This is a genomic window from Betaproteobacteria bacterium (genome assembly GCA_016709965.1).
In the GTDB taxonomy this organism is placed as follows: Bacteria; Pseudomonadota; Gammaproteobacteria; order Burkholderiales; family Rhodocyclaceae; genus Azonexus; species Azonexus amarohabitans.
Genome location: JADJLT010000002.1, coordinates 111,709 through 129,860, shown reverse-complemented (window position 1 = coordinate 129,860; position 18,152 = coordinate 111,709). Strand labels below are relative to the sequence as shown.

Annotated in this window: 20 protein-coding genes; 5 read left to right on the top strand and 15 right to left on the bottom strand. The window is 57.6% G+C overall.

What is annotated here, in order from left to right; genetic code table 11:
- Genes IPJ12_12020 through nifV form a run of 5 tightly spaced genes read right to left on the bottom strand, consistent with a single transcriptional unit; the run spans position 1 to position 3,277 of the window.
- Positions 1-456: a nitrogen fixation protein NifZ gene (locus IPJ12_12020; protein ID MBK7647867.1), complete on the bottom strand. Its 456-nt coding sequence runs from the start codon at positions 454-456 to the stop codon at positions 1-3.
- Positions 456-797: a nitrogenase-stabilizing/protective protein NifW gene (locus tag IPJ12_12015; protein ID MBK7647866.1), complete on the bottom strand. Its 342-nt coding sequence runs from the start codon at positions 795-797 to the stop codon at positions 456-458. Before IPJ12_12015 ends, IPJ12_12020 begins: the two co-directional genes overlap by 1 nt.
- Before the next feature lie 9 nt (positions 798-806).
- Positions 807-1,349: a hypothetical protein gene (locus tag IPJ12_12010; GenBank protein MBK7647865.1), complete on the bottom strand. Its 543-nt coding sequence runs from the start codon at positions 1,347-1,349 to the stop codon at positions 807-809.
- A gap of 19 nt (positions 1,350-1,368) precedes the next feature.
- Entirely contained in the window at positions 1,369-2,145 is a 777-nt protein-coding gene (gene cysE / locus IPJ12_12005; protein ID MBK7647864.1) for a serine O-acetyltransferase, read from the bottom strand.
- Complete coding sequence (gene nifV, locus IPJ12_12000) at positions 2,138-3,277, bottom strand: homocitrate synthase (GenBank protein ID MBK7647863.1); 1,140 nt, start codon at positions 3,275-3,277, stop codon at positions 2,138-2,140. Before nifV ends, cysE begins: the two co-directional genes overlap by 8 nt.
- Positions 3,278-3,574: 297 nt before the next feature.
- Between nifV and IPJ12_11995 the strand changes: the two genes are divergently transcribed.
- From IPJ12_11995 to IPJ12_11985, 3 genes are all read left to right on the top strand, one after another.
- Positions 3,575-4,240, top strand: coding sequence for a thiopurine S-methyltransferase (locus IPJ12_11995; protein ID MBK7647862.1), 666 nt, complete (start codon positions 3,575-3,577; stop codon positions 4,238-4,240).
- A gap of 139 nt (positions 4,241-4,379) precedes the next feature.
- Entirely contained in the window at positions 4,380-6,035 is a 1,656-nt protein-coding gene (locus IPJ12_11990; GenBank protein ID MBK7647861.1) for a transporter substrate-binding domain-containing protein, read from the top strand.
- The gene (locus tag IPJ12_11985; GenBank protein ID MBK7647860.1) at positions 6,035-6,766 is read left to right on the top strand and encodes a sensor domain-containing diguanylate cyclase; all 732 of its coding nucleotides are present in this window, start codon (positions 6,035-6,037) and stop codon (positions 6,764-6,766) included. Before IPJ12_11990 ends, IPJ12_11985 begins: the two co-directional genes overlap by 1 nt.
- A 79-nt stretch (positions 6,767-6,845) precedes the next feature.
- Here IPJ12_11985 and IPJ12_11980 read toward each other — a convergent pair whose 3' ends face one another.
- The 9 genes from IPJ12_11980 to nifH form a co-directional block, all read right to left on the bottom strand.
- Positions 6,846-7,814: a hypothetical protein gene (locus tag IPJ12_11980; GenBank protein ID MBK7647859.1), complete on the bottom strand. Its 969-nt coding sequence runs from the start codon at positions 7,812-7,814 to the stop codon at positions 6,846-6,848.
- Positions 7,815-7,828: 14 nt separating this feature from the next.
- The gene (locus IPJ12_11975; protein ID MBK7647858.1) at positions 7,829-8,587 is read right to left on the bottom strand and encodes a (Fe-S) protein; all 759 of its coding nucleotides are present in this window, start codon (positions 8,585-8,587) and stop codon (positions 7,829-7,831) included.
- Positions 8,577-8,840, bottom strand: coding sequence for a hypothetical protein (locus IPJ12_11970; protein MBK7647857.1), 264 nt, complete (start codon positions 8,838-8,840; stop codon positions 8,577-8,579). Before IPJ12_11970 ends, IPJ12_11975 begins: the two co-directional genes overlap by 11 nt.
- Positions 8,837-9,568 (bottom strand): dinitrogenase iron-molybdenum cofactor biosynthesis protein, encoded by a 732-nt coding sequence (locus tag IPJ12_11965; GenBank protein MBK7647856.1) that lies wholly within the window; start codon positions 9,566-9,568, stop codon positions 8,837-8,839. Before IPJ12_11965 ends, IPJ12_11970 begins: the two co-directional genes overlap by 4 nt.
- Before the next feature lie 75 nt (positions 9,569-9,643).
- On the bottom strand, positions 9,644-9,835 hold the full coding sequence (locus IPJ12_11960; GenBank protein ID MBK7647855.1) for a 4Fe-4S binding protein: 192 nt from the start codon (positions 9,833-9,835) through the stop codon (positions 9,644-9,646).
- A gap of 11 nt (positions 9,836-9,846) precedes the next feature.
- Positions 9,847-10,074, bottom strand: coding sequence for a putative nitrogen fixation protein NifT (gene nifT / locus IPJ12_11955; protein ID MBK7647854.1), 228 nt, complete (start codon positions 10,072-10,074; stop codon positions 9,847-9,849).
- 63 nt (positions 10,075-10,137) lie between these two features.
- The gene (nifK, locus tag IPJ12_11950; GenBank protein ID MBK7647853.1) at positions 10,138-11,706 is read right to left on the bottom strand and encodes a nitrogenase molybdenum-iron protein subunit beta; all 1,569 of its coding nucleotides are present in this window, start codon (positions 11,704-11,706) and stop codon (positions 10,138-10,140) included.
- Between the two features lie 73 nt (positions 11,707-11,779).
- A complete protein-coding gene (gene nifD / locus IPJ12_11945; protein ID MBK7647852.1) occupies positions 11,780-13,252 on the bottom strand; it encodes a nitrogenase molybdenum-iron protein alpha chain in 1,473 nt (490 codons plus the stop codon).
- A gap of 93 nt (positions 13,253-13,345) precedes the next feature.
- Positions 13,346-14,236, bottom strand: a complete 891-nt coding sequence (gene nifH / locus IPJ12_11940; GenBank protein MBK7647851.1) for a nitrogenase iron protein — start codon at positions 14,234-14,236, stop codon at positions 13,346-13,348.
- Between the two features lie 116 nt (positions 14,237-14,352).
- On the opposite strand from nifH, the gene IPJ12_11935 reads away from it, so the two are divergent.
- Together IPJ12_11935 and IPJ12_11930 are read left to right on the top strand one after the other, a co-directional pair.
- Positions 14,353-15,339: an NAD(+)--dinitrogen-reductase ADP-D-ribosyltransferase gene (locus IPJ12_11935; protein MBK7647850.1), complete on the top strand. Its 987-nt coding sequence runs from the start codon at positions 14,353-14,355 to the stop codon at positions 15,337-15,339.
- A gap of 215 nt (positions 15,340-15,554) precedes the next feature.
- Positions 15,555-16,769 carry a GGDEF domain-containing protein gene (locus IPJ12_11930; protein MBK7647849.1) on the top strand — a complete coding sequence of 405 codons (1,215 nt, stop codon included), beginning with the start codon at positions 15,555-15,557 and terminating at the stop codon, positions 16,767-16,769.
- Positions 16,770-16,876: 107 nt separating this feature from the next.
- Here the strand turns inward: IPJ12_11930 and IPJ12_11925 are convergent, their stop codons facing one another.
- Entirely contained in the window at positions 16,877-18,061 is a 1,185-nt protein-coding gene (locus tag IPJ12_11925; GenBank protein ID MBK7647848.1) for a CoA transferase, read from the bottom strand.
- Positions 18,062-18,152 lie beyond the last annotated feature (91 nt).

Genomic DNA, 18,152 nt, shown 5'->3' with positions numbered 1-18,152 from the left:
TCATTCCCTGGCTTCGGTAGGTTCCAGTATGGTTTCCGGAATTTGCAGAACGCGTCCCGGCAGGCTGTCGAAATGGATGTGGTAGGCGACGCCGCCCGGCGCATCGCGGATGACCTTGATGACTTCGCCTACGGCACCCAAGTCGATTAGTACCGCACCCCCGACCGACAAGCCCTTGGCCGCCCGTACTTTTTCGCGGAATTCGAAGCGTGACGGCAGCCATGGATCATCCGCACCGATCAGCTCCTCTTCACGGCATCCGACGATCTTCCCTTCATCCAGGAAGTTGACCGAATAGATGATCTGGTCCTGCAGGAAGGTACCGACATCGACGACGTAGCCGATACTGCCGCGACGGACCAGCGGGTCGCCAGGCTCGAGTCCGGGGTAGGTCCCATCGTTGCGAACGTTGCGCGTAAGACGCACCGCTTCGCCATATTCCCATCGAGCGTTCATCATTCGCGGAAGACCTTGTCGAGCGAGACGAACGAACTCATGCCGCCGTCAGGCTTGGAGACATGCTGAAAGACGGCGAACACTTTTTCCGTTAGCGAGTCGGAAGTGACGAAGTCCTGGTAGGCACGCTCCAGCCACAGACGGTAGATGCTGCGTTGCTGATCTTCTTCGGGCGGCAGATTGGGCACCTGTTTGGCCAAATAATCATGGAAACGCTGCAGGATGTGCAAGCGGTTGACATGGACGATGGCAGGTTCGTAGGGCACCGCGAAATAGTCGAGAAAATCTTCTGCGGAAACCAGTTCTTCCATGGCTTCGGCGAGGGTCAGAGTATCTTCCATCATGCCTCCTCAGGCTTCGACAAGGTTAAGTTTTGGTACGTCAATGGGTGCTACGTTTTCACTCTGGAACTCATCAACGACTTCGAGTAACTTGGCGGCACCAAGATTGTCCTTGGTGTCCAGCGCGGCAAGCTTGGTCAGTCGGTCACGTGATTCGTCGATGCGTCCGAGGCGCAGAAGAACCACGCTTTCGGCTTTAAGCGCCAACAGGTAAAAGCGAAGCAGACCGAAGGATGTGGACGCGGCGGCGCCAAGCTGGGCTTCGTCGATTTGTCGCCAATCATTGGGTATGCCCAGATGGTGGGCTGAAATTCGCATGGCATGATCAGCAACGATCAGTACGTCATTGAGCCGGTGCTGGTAGAAGTAGTAGCGGTAAAGGCTGACCAGTACGGTCAGATGTTCTGGCGCCAGCAGGTTAGCCCGCAGCAAGGCAAGTTCGGCGGTAGGATCGCCATAGTCCTGCGCCGCCTGCGCGATCAGAAGCTCTGCCGCGGCGGGCAGTTCATCCTCGAAGTAGAGCTTGCAGTCGGAGAAGTCGAGAAGGTCCATGGCGTATTTTGTCCGGTGGTCAATGCATGGACTCGTGCTCGCAGCACAAGTCGCCGGCGGAACAGGTCTTGCACTGGCCGCTGTGGTCCGTCGGCGGTGGTTCGTTGCGTACTTCCGCCAGTTCTCTTTCAAGGGTCTCGATACGCTCGATCAGACAGGCGATGGACTTGGCCACCGGATCGGGCATCAGGTGATGATCCAGGCTGATGCCGTTTTCCGGGCGTGCACCGCCGGCCCGTGTATCGACGACGCGGCCGGGCACGCCGACCACCGTGCTGTCAGCCGGGACGTTCTTGACGACGACCGAATTTGCGCCAACGCGAACGCGCTCGCCAATGATGATCGGGCCGAGTATCTTGGCGCCGGCGCCGACCACAACGCCGGCAGATAACGTAGGGTGGCGCTTGCCCTTGTTCCAGGAAGTACCACCCAACGTCACCCCGTGATACAGCGTGACGTCATCGCCGACTTCCGCTGTTTCGCCGATGACGACGCAGGCACCATGGTCGATGAAGAAGCGGCGACCGATGGTGGCGCCGGGATGGATGTCAACATTGGTCAGTGTCCGTCCGGCGAACGACAGGAGACGTGCCGGGAAGCGCCAGCCGGCGCGCCAGAGCTTGTGCGACAGGCGATGGGTGAGCACGGCGTGGACGCCCGGATAGGTGGTCAGTACTTCCAGTGTCGAGCGGGCAGCCGGGTCGCGCTGGAAAACGCAGGCAAGGTCTTCCTTGAGGATCGCCCAGAGGCCGGGTGCAGCCAGTGCAGTTGCAGTCATGGTCATCGCTTCAGACATGGAGAGGACTCCGGATTAAGGTCAGAAGGTCGCGCAGATCGGCCGTTTCCGGTGCGTGCTTGTGGGCTGCCACAAAGTTGCGAACGCGGGGTAGCAGGGCGTTTGCCTCGCCGTCATCGACGGTCAGGCCGAGTCCTGCATAAACAACTTGCACGGCCCGCGATCCCGAATGCTTGCCGAGCACGATGCGGTGCGCCTGGCCGACTTCCTGCGGGTCGTAGCCCTGATAATTGTCCGGGTGCTTGAGCAGGCCATCGACATGGATGCCGGCCTCATGGGTGAAGGCACCGGCGCCGACCACGCTCTTCTGCCACGGCACGGCGCGACCGGAGGCGCTGGCCACCTGGCTGGACAAGGACGGAAATCCTTTCAGGCTGACACCGGTTTCGATGCCATAGAGTTTCTGCAAGCCGAGCACGACTTCTTCCAGTGGGGCATTTCCGGCTCGTTCGCCGAGTCCGTTGACGGTGGTATTCACGTGCGTCGCGCCGGCTTTGCAGGCGGCGAGCGTATTGGCAGTGGCCAGGCCCATGTCGTCGTGGGCATGCATTTCAATTTCCAGACCCGTATTGCGGCGCAGTGTGCTGATGCGGTCAAAGGTGGTGAATGGCTCGAGAATGCCCAGCGTGTCAGCAAAGCGCATACGGCGGGCGCCGGCACGTTCGGCCGTTTCGGCAAGCGCACAGAGAAAATTCAGGTCAGCACGCGAAGCGTCTTCGCAACCAAGGCCGACTTCCAGCCCGAGGCTGAGCGCGGCGCCGATGAATTTTGGCAGTTCGCGCAGCAGCCAAGCGCGGTCCTGTTTCAGTTTGTAAGACAGGTGCTGGTCGGAGGCTGGTACGGAAATGTCGATCAGATGCGCGCCAAGCCCGCCGCAGGCTGCAATGTCGCTTGCATGCATGCGGCTCCAAACCATCAGGCGCGGCGCAAGGTTCAGCGCGGCGACCGCCCGGATGGATTCCCGTTCCTCATCACCCATCGCCGGGATGCCGACTTCCAGTTCCGGTACGCCGATCACGGCTAGCTGGCGGGCGATATCCAGTTTTTCATCCAGCGAAAACGCCACGCCAGCTGACTGTTCGCCGTCGCGCAGGGTGGTGTCGTTGATGGTGACGAAAGTCGGATGGGTCATGGAATTCTCCTCAGCTTTCTTTCAGCAAGGATGGTGCCAATCTTCAAGTTATTGAAAATAAAAGAAAGTTAAAAATTCATATTTTAGATGTGCGTTGAATGTAGCGAATGTGACAATTGCGTCGTGGGCACCCGACCGCCAGTTTCGGTGTTAGGCTAGTCAGCACAGGGCTGGCAATCTGACCCTGCCGAGCGAGTACCTTTTCGGCCTGCATGGCTCTTCATTTGAAGCGTTGTGTCTTTCGATCAGAACATTTTCCTGATTCAACAACGCTGCATTTGATGGAATGAGTCCGCCATGACCGGACGTGACAACGAACTTTGGCAACAGTCGTGGCGTGACCGCGATATCGCCTTTCATCAGCATGTGGTCAATCCACATCTTGTGAAATTTTGGCAAAATCTCCGGTTGACCGCAGCAGACCGCGTGTTCGTACCGCTTTGCGGGAAAAGCCTTGATTTGCTGTGGCTGGCCGAGCAAGGCCATCCGGTGATCGGTGTGGAACTCAGTCCGCTGGCTGTCCGTGCCTTCTTTCGCGAAAACAAGCTTCAGCCGACCCGGCGTAAATTGGGCAAGTTCATGCTGTGGGAGCATGGCCGGATCAGCATTTTGTGTGGTGATTTCTTTCAGCTATGTGCTGCCGATCTCGGCGAAATTGCAGCAGTCTTTGATCGTGCATCGCTCACTGCGCTGCCTGACGATATACGTGTCGCCTACATCACCCAGCTCAAGAATATTCTGCCGGCCAATTGCAAAATGCTGCTGCTGACCACTGAAGAGCCAGAGGAGGGTGAGACACAAGGTCAGCCGTTTGCTGTGGCAGACGAAATTGCCAGCTTGTACACCAGTGCCTTTGAGATTCAGCTCAGCCACGTCGAAAGCATTTTCGAACCCGATCCTGATCCCGAGATTCATCAGCCGGTGCGGGTGGAGCAAAAAGTTTACATGCTGACGCCCAAGTGATCGAGTCTGGATGACCGATCAAGCTGATCGCAATAATTCAGTTCCCGGAATTGCCAAAAGTGTTGATTGACCGCAATCACGAGTAAATACAGTGGAGTATGCTTAAAACGTTTCTCGTGGGGGCTCGAATACGCTGATCATGTCGATGAATGAGTTTGTAATAAAACATTCGGTGTGGGGCCTGCTGTTTCGCTGTTTTTTAGGCTCTGTACCCGTACTGATGCCGCTATCGGCTGGCGCCGCAGAAGAGTCCGTCGATCTAAAAGTATTGGTAGGCCAGATTGCCCAGCGAGTGAATTTGTCGCCAGAGGAGCAAGCCTGGATTGCGGCTGGCCATACTGTCAGGTTCAGGACCGTTGATAATCCACCCTACCAGTTCGATCTCAAGGCGCCCAAAGGGATCTCGGTGGACTACGCGCAAGTTATCTGCGGTGTCTTGAAAATTCATTGTGATTTCATTCCGAATCTCGGCGGAACGTTTGCCGAAGCATGGACACGCTTGGGTACCCCCGAAGGGCCCGACGCCATTCTCACTGCGCGGCGTACACCCAGTCGCCAGCGACTGGGTGTGTTTACGCAGGAATACCTGTTTTCTCCGTTCGTGATATTGACCCGTAATGACGGGGCGGTCGTCCTTAATGTTGATGGCCTGCAAGGCAAACGGGTCTTGGTTGAAAAAGGTTTTCTGATCAGTGAAATGCTGCGCAAGGATGTGCCAGGCATCCAATTGCTCGAACGGGATGGGACCCCGCAGGCGTTGCTGGCACTTGCTTCGGCTGAGGGCGACGCCTATGTCGGGGATCTGTCCACGGCCACATTCCTGATAGACCAAATGGGTTTATCCAATATCAAGATTGCTGCACCGACCCCCTTTCCGATCCTGGGCCAAAGCATGGTGGTGCGCAAGGATTGGGCGGCTTTGGGTAGTGCCATGGACAAGGTATTCAAAGCGATGTCCGTTGAGGAAAACCAGCGTTTAAATAATCGTTGGCTGTCCATTCGTTTTGACCATGGTGTATCACGGAATTTCGCGATCGCTGTCTCGATAACTGCGCTGCTACTCTTGGCTATTTTGATCGTGTATTGGCGATTGCACGTCAGCGCAAAACGGGAAATTGATGCACGCTCTTTGCTGGAAAAATCCTTACAACGCCGTCAGCTCATGATGGAGCGAACAGAAAATTTGGCGCATCTGGCCAGTTTTGAGTGGGAGGTGGATACCAACGTTGTGACCTGGTCGCCCGAGATGTTCCGGATTTTCGGCCGTGACCCCGCCTTGGGTATTCCGAACCTTGAGGGCCAGGTCGAGCTATATACGCCGCAGTCCACGCAACTACTGTTTGATGCAGTGGGCAAGGCAGTGTCGGACGGTACGCCCTACGAACTTGAGCTGATGACCGTGCAGCCTGATGGTGAGCAGCGCGCTTGCTTCGTCATGGGTTTTCCAGAGCGCGACGCCAGCGGGCGTGTGATTCGTTTGGCCGGGTTGGTACAGGACATTACGGAGCGCAAGCAGAAAGAAGAAAAACTTCTGCTTGCCGCCAGTGTGTTCAGCCATGCCCGCGAGGGCATTATCATCACCAACGCAGATGGCACCATTATCGACGTCAACGAAGCGTTCACACGCATAACAGGTTTCTCCCGCGAGGATGCGATCGGTCAGAATCCCCTCCTGCTCAAATCAGTACAACATGATTGTAAGGTGGCTAAACGCGACCCCACCCCTCGTCCCCTGCTTGCCCCGGCCGCCCCGCCTAAAACCTTGCCCCCCCCCTGCCCGATTATTACGCAGTAATGTGGGCTGATCTGCTGTCGGCGGGCTATTGGGATGGGGAGCTTTGGAGCCGTCGAAAGAACGGCGAATTATTTGCCGAGCTCGTTGCGATCAGCGCTGTGCGCGATAACAAGGGCAACACACGGCAATATGTAGCGCTGTTCTCCGACATCACGGTTGCCAAGGAACATCAAAGCTGGCTGGAGCACGTTGCTCACTTTGATGCGTTGACCAATCTGCCCAACCGCTCGCTACTGACGGATCGCCTGCAACAAGCAATGGCACAGGCGCTGCGGCGTCAGAAACCGTTGGCCGTCGCCTTCGTGGATCTGGATGGTTTCAAGGCCATCAACGACCAACATGGGCACGATGCAGGTGATCAGGTGCTCGTTGCCCTGGCGAAGCGCATGAAAGACGAATTGCGCGAAGGGGATACGCTGGCCCGAATTGGTGGTGACGAGTTCGTAGCGGTTCTGATTGATCTGGACGACACGGCGGCCTGCCTCTCGCTGCTGAAACGAATGCTGACAGCCGTGGAACAACCGGTCATGTGGGGTGACCTCGGCTTGCAGGTCTCGGCCAGCATTGGTGTCACGTTTTACCCGCAAGCAGACGAGGTCGACGCTAAACAACTGATTCGACAGGCTGATCAGTCAATGTACCGGGCCAAAATTGGCGGGAAGAATCGTTACCATATCTTCGATTCCGCCTACGAAGCCCACCCACAGGGATACCGTGAACATCAGGTATAAGTGGGCTTTGTCGCATTGCGCAGTGACACGCGAAAGACCGATATGTGGTGACACTATTGGCGCAGCATTTCTGCTTTGATCAAATCGAATATGGCCGATGCAGCCAGCCACGCACAACGTCCACATCACGCTGCGGCAGATAGGCAAAGCCGGCAAGTGCATCTTCGACGACGGTTTGCGCTACCCAGTGCGGTACGGCTTTAGTGCTGAGCATGTGAAAGTACCAGGCGAGCGGATAGCCAATTTCGTGATCAAAATGATTCAGCGCATCTTGTAGTTTCAGGCCGCTAGTGCCAGCAGTTGCTTCAAACTCAGGTGGGTCACCGGCCATCACGGCGATCGGTTGGGCTCGAAAAACGGGCTGATGGTAGCGGTCAAGGTGCTCACGGGTAGCGATGACCCAGTGATTGTAAAATGCACTGGTATTGCCGGCGCTGCTTCTGGTCCAGTCCTCAATCATGCGATGAATGGGGGCCGGTTCGTGCGTTTGGGCCAGAATGCGCGCCAGGAAGTTGCCAATATGCTGAATGCGGCGGAATTTGTAGAAAGGCAAACCTACTTGGATGGGCGTTTGCTTGCCACCGCGCGGATCGACCAATTCCTCTATCGTGCCCGGTTCGTTGACGAACAATTGATGGCAGCGGATTTCCTGCAAGTCTTCTATTTCCAGTTGCAGGAAGTCGTCGCTGGCCTCGCCGGACTGCGCAACCAGGTAATGCGTTTGCCCGACCAGCCGGGTGGCATATAGCTCTTGTCCTGAAAAGTCATCAATCAGCTGTCCCATGTTCCCATCGCGCTCATCCAGTGCATCCTCGACCCAGCTTTCGAGGCTGTCGCTGACACGATGACCACTTGGATCGACGATGCCACCGAGGCGGTACCAACCACCGCGGCCGATTGAGTGACGGAATTTCCAGTCCGGCAGCGCCGTACCCAAGGCCTTTACCAGACCAGCCTGCCCGGCACTGAGCGGTGTTTTGGCGCAGGTTTCGACAATCGCTGGCGATAGTGATTTGCAGTACTCAATCCAGCCCTGGTTTTGCTTCATGATTCTCCTCGGGATCAGGTGGTTTTTGATTCGTCGAGACGCGCTTGAGCAGCTTCCCGGACTTCAAGCTCCGGGTCGTCGATCAGTGGCGGCAAAAACTCAGTCGGTGCATGACTGACAGCTGCCAGGCGCACCCACCATTCGCTGTCCTGGAGCAATGCTGCGGCCAGCCCGGGCAGGGCGCGTTCGGCCACAATGGCGCGAACTTCCGGTTCTGCATCCTCGGCCAGCATGTGCAGCGCAAAGGGGGGAAGACGAGCCGCAACGACCTTGCGTACTTCGCGTTCAGGGTCCCTGACCAGTTTGGACAGTTGGCCATGAGGCAAGCGGCGGGCAACCGTGGCGCGGATCAGGTAATCCGGGTCGTAGATCAGCTGAATGAGCAGGGGTTCAGGCAGCCGAGCCGCTACGGAAAGTCTGACTTCACGATCCGGGTCGCCAACCATATTGATCAATGTATCCACCGGCAAGCGGGTGGCGACTACGCGACGGACGACTTCGTCGGGGTCAGATTTCAGCCCGTATATCGCGTCGACCGGCGCATAGCGTGCTGCGATGGCACGCCGTTCCCAGAAGATGTCGCTCAGGTAATTGATAGCCAGTTCCGGATTGGCGCGCAGGAAGCGGTCGATCTGGCGGCCACTGTGGGCGCGAATACAGGCATCGCCCGGCGTGCAGCGACCTGTGTTCAAATAATCCGGAAAGAAACTGCAACCGGAGCACAGACCAAAGCGACCGACGCCTGCTTCAGCCGGTCGGCTTTCATTCATCATCGACTTTGGCGGCAATCAGAATGCCCGTGGCAGCCGTCGCATCGTTGGTCAGCGCCAGGCAGTGGCCGGAGGCGCCGCTGATCAGATACAGGTCGTGGCCTTGTACGCTGAACGCCGGTTGATAGAGCGGCGAAACGTCATCTTCACTGCATTCGGTGAAATGCAGATCGGGGAAGCGCTGGCGAAGTGAGGCGACTCGTGGGTCGAGCAAGGTTGCTTCGCCGACCTGTGCAAGTTGGGATGGCGTAATCACGCAGATTCCTCCGCTTCAAGGTCTTTTTTGAAGCGTGCCAATGAAGCTGATGGCACTCCCATGATTTGCGCCAGCCAGGGTGGAGGGCTGGGCAAGCGGCCCTGCAGTTCCACCAGAACCTCTCTTGCCTTGCCGCCGGTCGGCTTCTTGACTGGATGGACGCCGGCGCGAACCACTTTGGCCGCAGCCGGGCCGCCAATGGATTGCACGTAGACGATCTGGCAGTCATTGATGAGGGCTGAGCGGGCAGCATTTTTGTCTTCCGCGCCATCGGCTTCCACGGTGCTCCGAATGCTGATCAGCTTTACCGCTTCCGGTCCGACCTGATAAATCAGGAAGCGTTCGCACGAACCGAAGTGGCCGTCGAGATTCTCGCCGCGATTGGCAGCAATTGCCACGCGCAGGGAGCCTGGCATTTCGCCTTCTATGTAGGCGTCGACAGCGGGGAAATCACTGTTTTCCATACCTTCGCCCCAGAGCATGCGGACGGCCTGTTTGAGCGTTTCAGCGTCAACGCCGACATGGCATCCCTGGTCGGCAAAATCGCCTGCCAGAATGGCGCGCAAATCGTCGACGGTCAATGTGCCGAGTTTGGCTTCCGTCAGCGGAGTACCGAGTGATTCAATCAGCGCACCGACCAAGGCACGAACATCGAGACCATTCAAGGTGCGGGCAGCGAGGGCGATGCGCAGGGCGGCTTCGCGAGAGGCAATCGGGGTATCGGACATGGTGGTCTCCAGAAAGGCTTCAGTGGAGCGCCGGGCGAACTTTCGCTACGCCAGGCGCTCGGCTCAAGGCTCTGATCAGGCCGGGCTGATGCAACCGGACGGGCAGACATCGACACACAACGGTGAATCGTTGTGGCCGTCGCATTCCGTGCAGGTCGCAGCATCGATTTTGAAGAAGATCTTGCCGGAGCTGATCGACTTGGTGGGGCAAACCGGCTTGCAGTCACCGCAGGCGGTGCACATGTCGGGGTCGATTTTCATTGCCATGATGAATCTCCTTAGTCTTCGGCAGCGCCGAGGCGCTTGGCACGCAGGGAAATGGGCAGACGTGGCGGCTTGGCGATGGGGTCGATGTAGTAAGTCCCGCCGTTGTCCAGCTTCAGTTCGCCACCCCATTTCTCAGCGGTGTCGAATTCGATGGACTCGATAGAGGCTTCCAGATCGCGCTTCGGCAGGTAAAAAACCAGCCCGCCTTTTTCGCCTTGTTGAATCATGATATTGGCCATACAGCTTCTCCCTCAGAACCGGCAGGGAACGGGCGTGAACCCGAGACCTGCCGGCGATCCTGTTTAGCGAACCAGGTCGAAGTTGTAGTCGGTCGTACCCATGCCGATCGTTTCCTTGTCGAGTTGCTCAAGGACAGCATTGGTCAGCTGGGTGACGATGGACATCATGCCTTCATAGCCCATGGTGGTCTGACGATGCAGGTGATGACGGTCGAACAGCGGGAAGCCGAGGCGGATCAGCGGCACTTCAAACGCTTCGCCGAGGTGGCGGGTGTCGCGCTGGATGTACTTGCCGTAGCTGTTGCCGATCAGGAAATCCGGCTTGTCCGTGAAGCACAGGCTGCGCATGTGCCACAGGTCGTTGCCTGCATAGACCTTGCCATTGACGCCGAACGGGCTGGAGGCGAGAAGCTTTTCCATGACCTTGGCCCAACGCTTGTTGCCGTTGTGCGCCAGAATGTGGGTTGGCTCCGCGCCGACTTCGAGCAGAATCTTGACCATGCCCATGACGAAGTCCGGGTCGCCGTAGAGGGCGAATTTCTTGCCGTGCAGCCAGGCGTGGCTGTCGGATATCAGGTCCATACAGCGACCGCGCTCCTTGGCCAGAGATTCCGGAATCGCCTTGCCGGTAACTTCGGAAACCTTCATCAGGAATTCGTCCGTCCACTCGACACCCATCGGGACGTTGAGCTTCGGAATTTCATGATTCCAAGTGTTCTCAACGAATTTTTTCGTCTTTTCCAGCTGTGTCGGCTGCAGCAGCAGGGTCGTGATGGCGTTCGGCGAATCCTTGATTTCGTCGATCGTCGTGCCGCCGGCGTACATGCGGAATTCACCATCGGCCGGGGTGTCGAACACTTCACTGCAATCGGATAGGTAGGTGTAATCAACATCCATTTCAGCCAGCATGCGCTTGATGACGCGGAAGTTGCCGAGGTAGGTTTCGAAGCCAGGAACGATGTTGACCTTGCCGTTCGAACCGATCTTCTTGCCGTCCATGAAGTTCAGCGTGAAGGAGCGCAGGATGCCTTCTTCCATGTTGTCCCAGCCGGTCGTGTGCGAACCGACGAAAGACGGGGTATGGGCGAAGGGAACCGGGTATTCCTGAGGAATGTTGCCGGCTTTCTTGGTGTTGTTGATGAAGGCATTCAAGTCGTCACCGATCACCTCGGCCATGCAGGTCGTGGAGACGGCAATCATGTCCGGCTTGTAGATCGCCTTGGCATTCTCGAGGCCGTCAATCATGTTCTTCTGACCACCGAACACGGCTGCATCTTCCGTCATCGAGTCGGAAACACAGGAGCACGGTTCCTTGAAGTGGCGGTTGAAGTAGGTGCGGAAGTAGGCGACGCAGCCTTGCGATCCATGCACGTAGGGCAGGGTCTTGTGGAAGCCGGAGGCACAGAGAACGGCGCCGAGCGGCTGGCAGGCCTTGGCGGGGTCAACCGTCAGGGCTTCACGCTTGAAGTTGAGGTCCTGATATTCCTTGGTCGTGGTCCAGACGAAGGTCTCCCAGACTTTTTCCGGCGGATTCATTTCTTCAAAAAGAACGCGCTTCTCAGCCAGGTTCTTCTTGTAGTCGTCGTCGCGGAACAGCGGATAACAGGGGTTAATCTTTTCTGCGGTTTGCATTTGCTATCTCCTTGCCCGTACCGCTCATCTGCGGTGCCGGGCTTAAGGTTCAAGGATTTGCCGTTGAGCTGACTCAGGCGGCCTTCTTAACTTCTTCAGCAACAGCCTTTTTCCATGGCGGGACCAGATTGCCAAAGACCGGGCTGGACAGTGCGATGTCCATGTCGCGGGCAAAGATGGCGAATCCGTCGTAGCCGTGGTACGGACCGGAGTAGTCCCAAGAGTGCATCTGGCGGAGCGGAATACCCATCTTCTGGAAGATGTACTTTTCCTTGATGCCCGAGCCGACCATATCGGGCTTCAGCTTCTTGACGAACTCTTCCAGTTCGAAACCGGTGACGTCGTCGTAAAGCAGGGTGGCATCACCCATTTCTTTGATCGTGCGGTCGTAGTCGTCGTTGTGGCCGAACTCGTAGCCGGTACCGATGACTTCCATACCGAGATCTTCGTAAGCACCAATGACGTGACGCGGACGCAGACCACCGACGTAGAGCATGACCTTCTTGCCCTGCAGACGTGGCTTGTACTTGGCGATGATTTCGTCAACCATCGGCTGGTAGCGGGCGATGACGGCTTCGGTCTTTTCCTTGACGGAATCGTCGAAGAAGGCGGCGATCTTGCGCAGTGATTCGATGATCTTGGTCGGGCCGAAGAAGTTGTATTCCAGGTAAGGAATGCCGTACTTCTCTTCCATGTGACGGGAGATATAGTTCATCGAACGATAGCAGTGCAGCAGGTTCAGCTTCACTTTCGGGGAGTTCATCATTTCCGCGATGGTGCCGTCGCCGGACCATTGGGAAACGACGCGCAGACCCATTTCCTCGAGGATGATGCGGGTTGCCCAGGCATCGCCACCGATGTTGTAGTCGCCGATGATGGCGACGTCGTACGGGGTGGACTCGAAGGGCTGGCCGTCGCGCTTGTCGAGTACCCAGTCACGGATGGCGTCGTTGGCGATGTGGTGGCCGAGAGACTGCGACACACCGCGGAAGCCTTCGCAGCGCACCGGAACAACCGGCTTGCCGATATTTGCAGCGCCCTTCTTGGAGACGGATTCGATGTCGTCACCGATGAGTCCGATCGGGCACTCGGACTGGACCGAAATGCCTTTGTGCAGCGGGAAGAGCAGTTCGACTTCGTCGATCAGCTTGGCGAGCTTCTTGTCGCCGCCGAAGACGATGTCCTTCTCCTGGAAGTCGGAGGTGAAATTCATCGTGCCGAAGGTGTCGACCCCGGTGGTGCCGACGTAGTAATTACGGCGACCGGCGCGGGAGTACTGTCCGCAACCAACCGGGCCGTGCGAAATGTGGATCATGTCCTTGATCGGACCCCAGACCACGCCCTTGGAGCCGGCGTAGGCGCAACCACGAATGGTCATGACGCCCGGCAGGGACTTGCGGTTGGAAGTAATGCACTTCTTGGATTGTTCAACTGTTTGATCGTTGACCGCGAGATGCTTGGCGCGGTCCTTCTGGGCTTTTTCCGGATATACCTCAAGCACCTCGGCAATGAGGGCTTCGGTTTCTTCGCGAGACAAGGTCGTCATGTTTTCCTCCTGACGCTGCCACCAATCTGTGGCCAACGTACTGGTTGAAAGTGGCGGGTTGGCTTGACGCTAACCCGCCGTGTCTTGCACTACTTAGGCAGCAGCAGCAGCCAGTTCGGCGGCGGTCTGGCCGACGATGGACTCGTCTTCCGCTTCCATGATGCCGAATTCCATCAGCAGGTCTTCCAGCTCTTCCATCTCGATCGGGGTCGGGATGACGAAGTTGGTATTGGCAACGATCTTGTTGGCGAGCTGGCGATATTCGTCGGCCTGCTTGTGTGCCGGATCGTACTCAACCATGGTCATGCGGCGGATTTCAGCGTGCTGAACAGCGTTGTCACGCGGTACGAAGTGGATCATCGTGGTGCCGAGGCGACCAGCCAGAGCCATGATCAATTCGTCTTCGCGGTCGGTGTTGCGGCTGTTGCAGATCAGGCCGGCAAGACGGACACCACCGGAGTTCGCGTACTTCACGATACCCTTGGCGATGTTGTTGGCAGCGTACATGGCCATCATTTCGCCGGAGCAAACGATGTAGATTTCCTGCGCCTTGTTTTCGCGGATCGGCATGGCGAAGCCACCACAGACCACGTCACCCAGCACGTCGTAGAACACGAAGTCGAGGTCGTCGGTGTAGGCGCCTTCTTCTTCAAGGAAGTTGATGGCGGTGATAACGCCACGGCCGGCACAGCCGACGCCTGGCTCCGGGCCACCGGATTCAACGCACTTGATACCGCCGAAACCGACGGAAAGGACGTCTTCCAGTTCGAGATCTTCCACCGATCCGGCTTCAGCAGCTAGGTGCATAACGGTGGTCTGAGCCTTTGAGTGCAGGATCAGGCGGGTTGAGTCGGCTTTCGGGTCGCAGCCAACGATCATAACTTTCTTGCCGGATTCAGCGAGTGCAGCCACCAGATTCTGGGTGGTGGTGGACTTGCCGATGCCGCCTTTGCCGTAAATGGCGCATTGACGCAGTTTTGCCATGGTGTAATCTCCTTAGTCTGTCAGTCGATTTGCGAAGGATTCATTGAGAGTCGCACCTCACCTTCTGCATGTAGCGTGCCAGGTCGACTGGCAGACCATAATTGATTGATTTTTAAATGAAATTAGAAAATCGACCGGTAGCTTCCGGTGCGGATACATCCGACAATTCCCCTACGCTTTGTAGGGGTGACGACAAAGCGTCGAGTGCAAGCGAGACAAAACTGTGTTCAGGAGACGACAGTCTCCTTTCCGACTGCTTGCTAGGTAGCAACGGGCTTCAGGCCGGTGCGACTCACCAAGCGACACTGCCGCGCGAGGCGCGACTCCCTATCAATCGCTGCAATCTGCCGGCGGTGGTCCTCGGAGGCCTTACCTACCAGCACTACCCCAGTCCGTTATTGATTGACGGGGTGGCCGAACTGCACGGCGATTTGTTCCGACGCTTGAATTCAGCGAAGCCGGACGCGCGCGTGGATGTTTTTCGTGACTACCTGACCGTCCATTTCCGGCTTGAGCGGCCGGAAGAGATGGGCTTTACCGGGCGCAGGAACGGGCGCGTCAAGGCCAACTACATCAAGATGATTCGTGGTTGGAGCTTTGATTCAGACAGTCGGGAGGGGGCCGTGCTCAAAGGCTGGGTTGAGTCGCGCTTCGGCCTCATGCCGCGTTACCACGGGCAGCCGTTGCGCGATCCGACCGGAGAGGGATATCGGCGCTATCTGGAAATGCGCTCGCACGGTCTGTACGGGACCAATGCAATCGAGGCGCAGCTTGACCTGCTCTACACGTACTGCCAGTTCGAACTGGCCCAACGCCATCAGGGGGCCCACCATGTGACGCTGTACCGTGGCGTCAATCGCCTGGCTGATCATGAGGTGCTATCGAAGGAGGCTGGGGGGCGGCGCATTGTCCTGCTCAACAACCTGAATTCATTTACCTGTAGTCGTGAGCGTGCTTGCGAGTTTGGTGACTACATTCTTGAAGCTGAAATCCCGTTGACCAAGATTTTTTTCCAGTGCGGCCTGCTGCCCGGGGTGTTGCAGGGAGAAGATGAGTTTCTGGTTATTGGCGGCGTCGTCGATGTGACATTGTCTACGATGTGACACACTGCAGCGTATTCGGGTTTGCTGCCGCGGTGCCTGAGTATTTTCTTCTCTGCTCAACGTGCAAGCGGTTTGCCGGAGTCCTTTAAGACTGCCAGGACGACCGTTGATAACTCTGTCACGGTTATTGCTTGGCGGAGCCGTTAGAATTCGGGCTGCAAATCGTTTTCAATGTCTCGCAATTTTTCAACCCTATGGTGCCTCCAATCACGACGATGAATCCATATGTCGCATTGACCCTTCTTGGTACCCCGGTTTGGATTGTGTCGCCAACAGGCCAGGAATTCATTTTCGCCAATAATTCGGCTAAAGAGCTGTCATTTGGTAGTGAACTGTCAGGTTTGCGCCATGGCAGTCATTCTGCTCATGCCGAAGAGCAACTGGTCGCGTACCTCCCGGCGCTTCGCGCCCAAGAACAAGTGGTCGAAATCTGGACGGTGCAGCGGGATGGAAAGCCGGTTCCCCTGAGTTGCCGCCTGTCACTGCTGAGACTCGACGGGCAGGTCGAGGAAATATTGGTCGAAGGAATATTGGCGAGCCTGCCGGGTTGCAGCAATCGCTCGTCAGCGCTGGAAGAGGAGCGCTTCTATGAGAAGCTGTTTCACTCGAATAGCGCCCCCATGCTGCTGATTGACCCGGGTGCCGATGGTCGAATTGTTGATGCCAATTCTGCTGCAACGCGGTTCTACGGATATTCCCACGATACGTTTTGCCTGAAGCACACGTGGGAAATCAATGCGCTTGGGCGCGATGTTTTGCCCATCATGAACGAGGTCGCCAAGCTGCCTGGCGGCCACAAACCCCTGAACTTCGTCCACCGGCTTGCCGATGGCAGCCTGCGCGATGTGCAGACCTATGCCGGCCCGCTGGAGGTTGGAGGCAGGCGGCTGATGCTGTGCATCATCCATGACGTGACCGAGCAAAAGCGACTCAAGAACGAGTTGCAGCACGCTGCCTCGCGAGACCACCTGACCGGATTGTGGAATCGGCGTCGGTTTGTCGAGATGCTGGAGACCGCCCAGGGTCAAAAACGTCGCCATGACCTGGATTACTGTCTGATGCTGGTGGATGCAGACTATTTCAAGGCGATCAACGATCAACACGGCCACCATGCCGGGGATGAGGTGCTCGTCTTGCTCGCCAGGACATTCGAGGCACGCGTCAGGGAGGCCGATGCGGTCTGTCGTTGGGGGGGCGAGGAGTTCATTGTCCTGCTGCCGCAAACCGACCTAGAAAATGCCATGCGCGTGGCCGAGTCCTTGCGCATGACTATCGAACAAATCCGGGTGGCGCATTTGCCGCAGGTCACCGTGAGTATCGGTGTGGTCCAGCATCAGGCTGGAGAAATCACAGAGCACTTGTTGAAGCGCGTTGATGCGGCACTTTACCGGGCAAAAGAGCTAGGCCGAAACCGGGTGGTCTCCGCCTAGCCAACCGAAAGTTTCAAATTTGCCCGTTTTTTCCGGTTGACCGCAGCAATGCCCTGTCAGGTCCAAGCCCGCCCGGGGATTCGATCCGTTAGGGGCCGGGCTTGGTCTCAAAATACTATTGGGTCGCTGACTACGCCGGCAGCGGCGAGGCGGTCGATTTCTTCGGCCGTCAGACCCAGCATGGCCAGTCGTTCGCGCGAATGCTCGCCGAGTAGCGGTGGCGGGCTTTGAATGGCGCCCGGTGTCCGTGACAGGCGGGGTGCCGGCGCCGGTTGTTGCACGCCGGCGACCTCCACAAAGGCTTCGCGCGCCAGATTGTGCGGATGCGATGGCGCATCGGTCATGCTCAGCACGGGCCAGACGCAATCGTCGGTGTCATCGAACAATGCGTTCCAGTGCTCGCGCGGCTCAGTCCTGAAAATGGCAGTCAGCCTTTCCTTCATGACGGGCCAGCGCCTGGTATCGTATTGCTTGCCGCTGAAATCCGGGTCATTGGCGAGGCCGAGGCGCTCAACGAAAGTTTTGTAAAACTGCGGTTCAAGCGGGCAGACGCTGATCCATTCGTCGTCCGCGCATTGATAGACGTCGTAGAACGGGGCGCTGGAGTCGATGGCGCAGTGGCCGTGCCATTCGCCCAGAGCTTCGAGGTTGAACAGGCCGTGGGCGAGGACGGCGGCGCCTTCACACATGGCGGCATCAATGATCTGGCCCTTGCCCGAGCGCTGTGTTTCGATCAGCGCGCAGGCAATGCCCCAGGCCAGCATCAGCCCGCCACCGCCCATGTCGCCGACCAGCGTGGGCGGCGCCCACGGTGCGCCGCCGTGGCGCCGCCCGGTATCCAGCACGCCGGCAATGGCCGCGTAATTGGCATCGTGTCCGGCACGGGGAGCGAGGGGGCCGGTCTGGCCCCAGCCCGTCATCCGGCCGTAGATCAGGCGTGGATTGATGGACAGACATTCGTCCGGGCCAAAACCAAGGCGTTCCATGACGCCAGGGCGGAAGCCCTCAATTAGAACGTCGGCTTCGGCGATCAGTTTGAAAACAAGGGCCTTGGCGTCCGGGTGTTTGAGGTCGATGCACAGCGATTTTTTGCCACGATTGGCCACCGCCTTGCGCCCGCCGCCGAACAACTGCGAGGCGAAGGTGCCGCCGGCGCGCTCCAGCAGGGTGATTTCGGCGCCCATGTCGGCCAGCAGCATGCCGCAGAACGGGCCGGGGCCGATGCCGGCAAATTCGACGACCTTGATGCCGGCCAGCGGGCCGCGGGATGGAATTTCAGGGTTGGTTGGCATGGTGTTCGCTATGAGTTCATTCAGTTGGAATCAGAACATATCACCCAATCGGATTCATCTGGATAATTCCCGATGGGGTTGCTTGCCATTG

Bases quoted from the DNA above. Each gene is read 5' to 3' on its own strand.
- IPJ12_11995 (MBK7647862.1), top strand. From the start codon at position 3,575: ATGACCGGACGTGACAACGAACTTTGGCAACAGTCGTGGCGTGACCGC.
- IPJ12_11980 (MBK7647859.1), bottom strand. From the start codon at position 7,814: ATGAAGCAAAACCAGGGCTGGATTGAGTACTGCAAATCACTATCGCCA.
- nifD (MBK7647852.1), bottom strand. From the start codon at position 13,252: ATGACGACCTTGTCTCGCGAAGAAACCGAAGCCCTCATTGCCGAGGTG.
- IPJ12_11930 (MBK7647849.1), top strand. From the start codon at position 15,555: ATGAATCCATATGTCGCATTGACCCTTCTTGGTACCCCGGTTTGGATT.
- cysE (MBK7647864.1), bottom strand. From the start codon at position 2,145: ATGTCTGAAGCGATGACCATGACTGCAACTGCACTGGCTGCACCCGGC.
- nifT (MBK7647854.1), bottom strand. From the start codon at position 10,074: ATGGCCAATATCATGATTCAACAAGGCGAAAAAGGCGGGCTGGTTTTT.
- IPJ12_11985 (MBK7647860.1), top strand. From the start codon at position 6,035: ATGTGGGCTGATCTGCTGTCGGCGGGCTATTGGGATGGGGAGCTTTGG.
- IPJ12_12020 (MBK7647867.1), bottom strand. From the start codon at position 456: ATGAACGCTCGATGGGAATATGGCGAAGCGGTGCGTCTTACGCGCAAC.
- IPJ12_12015 (MBK7647866.1), bottom strand. From the start codon at position 797: ATGGAAGATACTCTGACCCTCGCCGAAGCCATGGAAGAACTGGTTTCC.
- IPJ12_11990 (MBK7647861.1), top strand. From the start codon at position 4,380: ATGTCGATGAATGAGTTTGTAATAAAACATTCGGTGTGGGGCCTGCTG.
- IPJ12_11925 (MBK7647848.1), bottom strand. From the start codon at position 18,061: ATGCCAACCAACCCTGAAATTCCATCCCGCGGCCCGCTGGCCGGCATC.
- IPJ12_11935 (MBK7647850.1), top strand. From the start codon at position 14,353: ATGAAATTAGAAAATCGACCGGTAGCTTCCGGTGCGGATACATCCGAC.
- IPJ12_12010 (MBK7647865.1), bottom strand. From the start codon at position 1,349: ATGGACCTTCTCGACTTCTCCGACTGCAAGCTCTACTTCGAGGATGAA.
- IPJ12_11975 (MBK7647858.1), bottom strand. From the start codon at position 8,587: ATGATGAATGAAAGCCGACCGGCTGAAGCAGGCGTCGGTCGCTTTGGT.
- nifV (MBK7647863.1), bottom strand. From the start codon at position 3,277: ATGACCCATCCGACTTTCGTCACCATCAACGACACCACCCTGCGCGAC.
- nifH (MBK7647851.1), bottom strand. From the start codon at position 14,236: ATGGCAAAACTGCGTCAATGCGCCATTTACGGCAAAGGCGGCATCGGC.
- nifK (MBK7647853.1), bottom strand. From the start codon at position 11,706: ATGCAAACCGCAGAAAAGATTAACCCCTGTTATCCGCTGTTCCGCGAC.
- IPJ12_11960 (MBK7647855.1), bottom strand. From the start codon at position 9,835: ATGGCAATGAAAATCGACCCCGACATGTGCACCGCCTGCGGTGACTGC.
- IPJ12_11965 (MBK7647856.1), bottom strand. From the start codon at position 9,568: ATGTCCGATACCCCGATTGCCTCTCGCGAAGCCGCCCTGCGCATCGCC.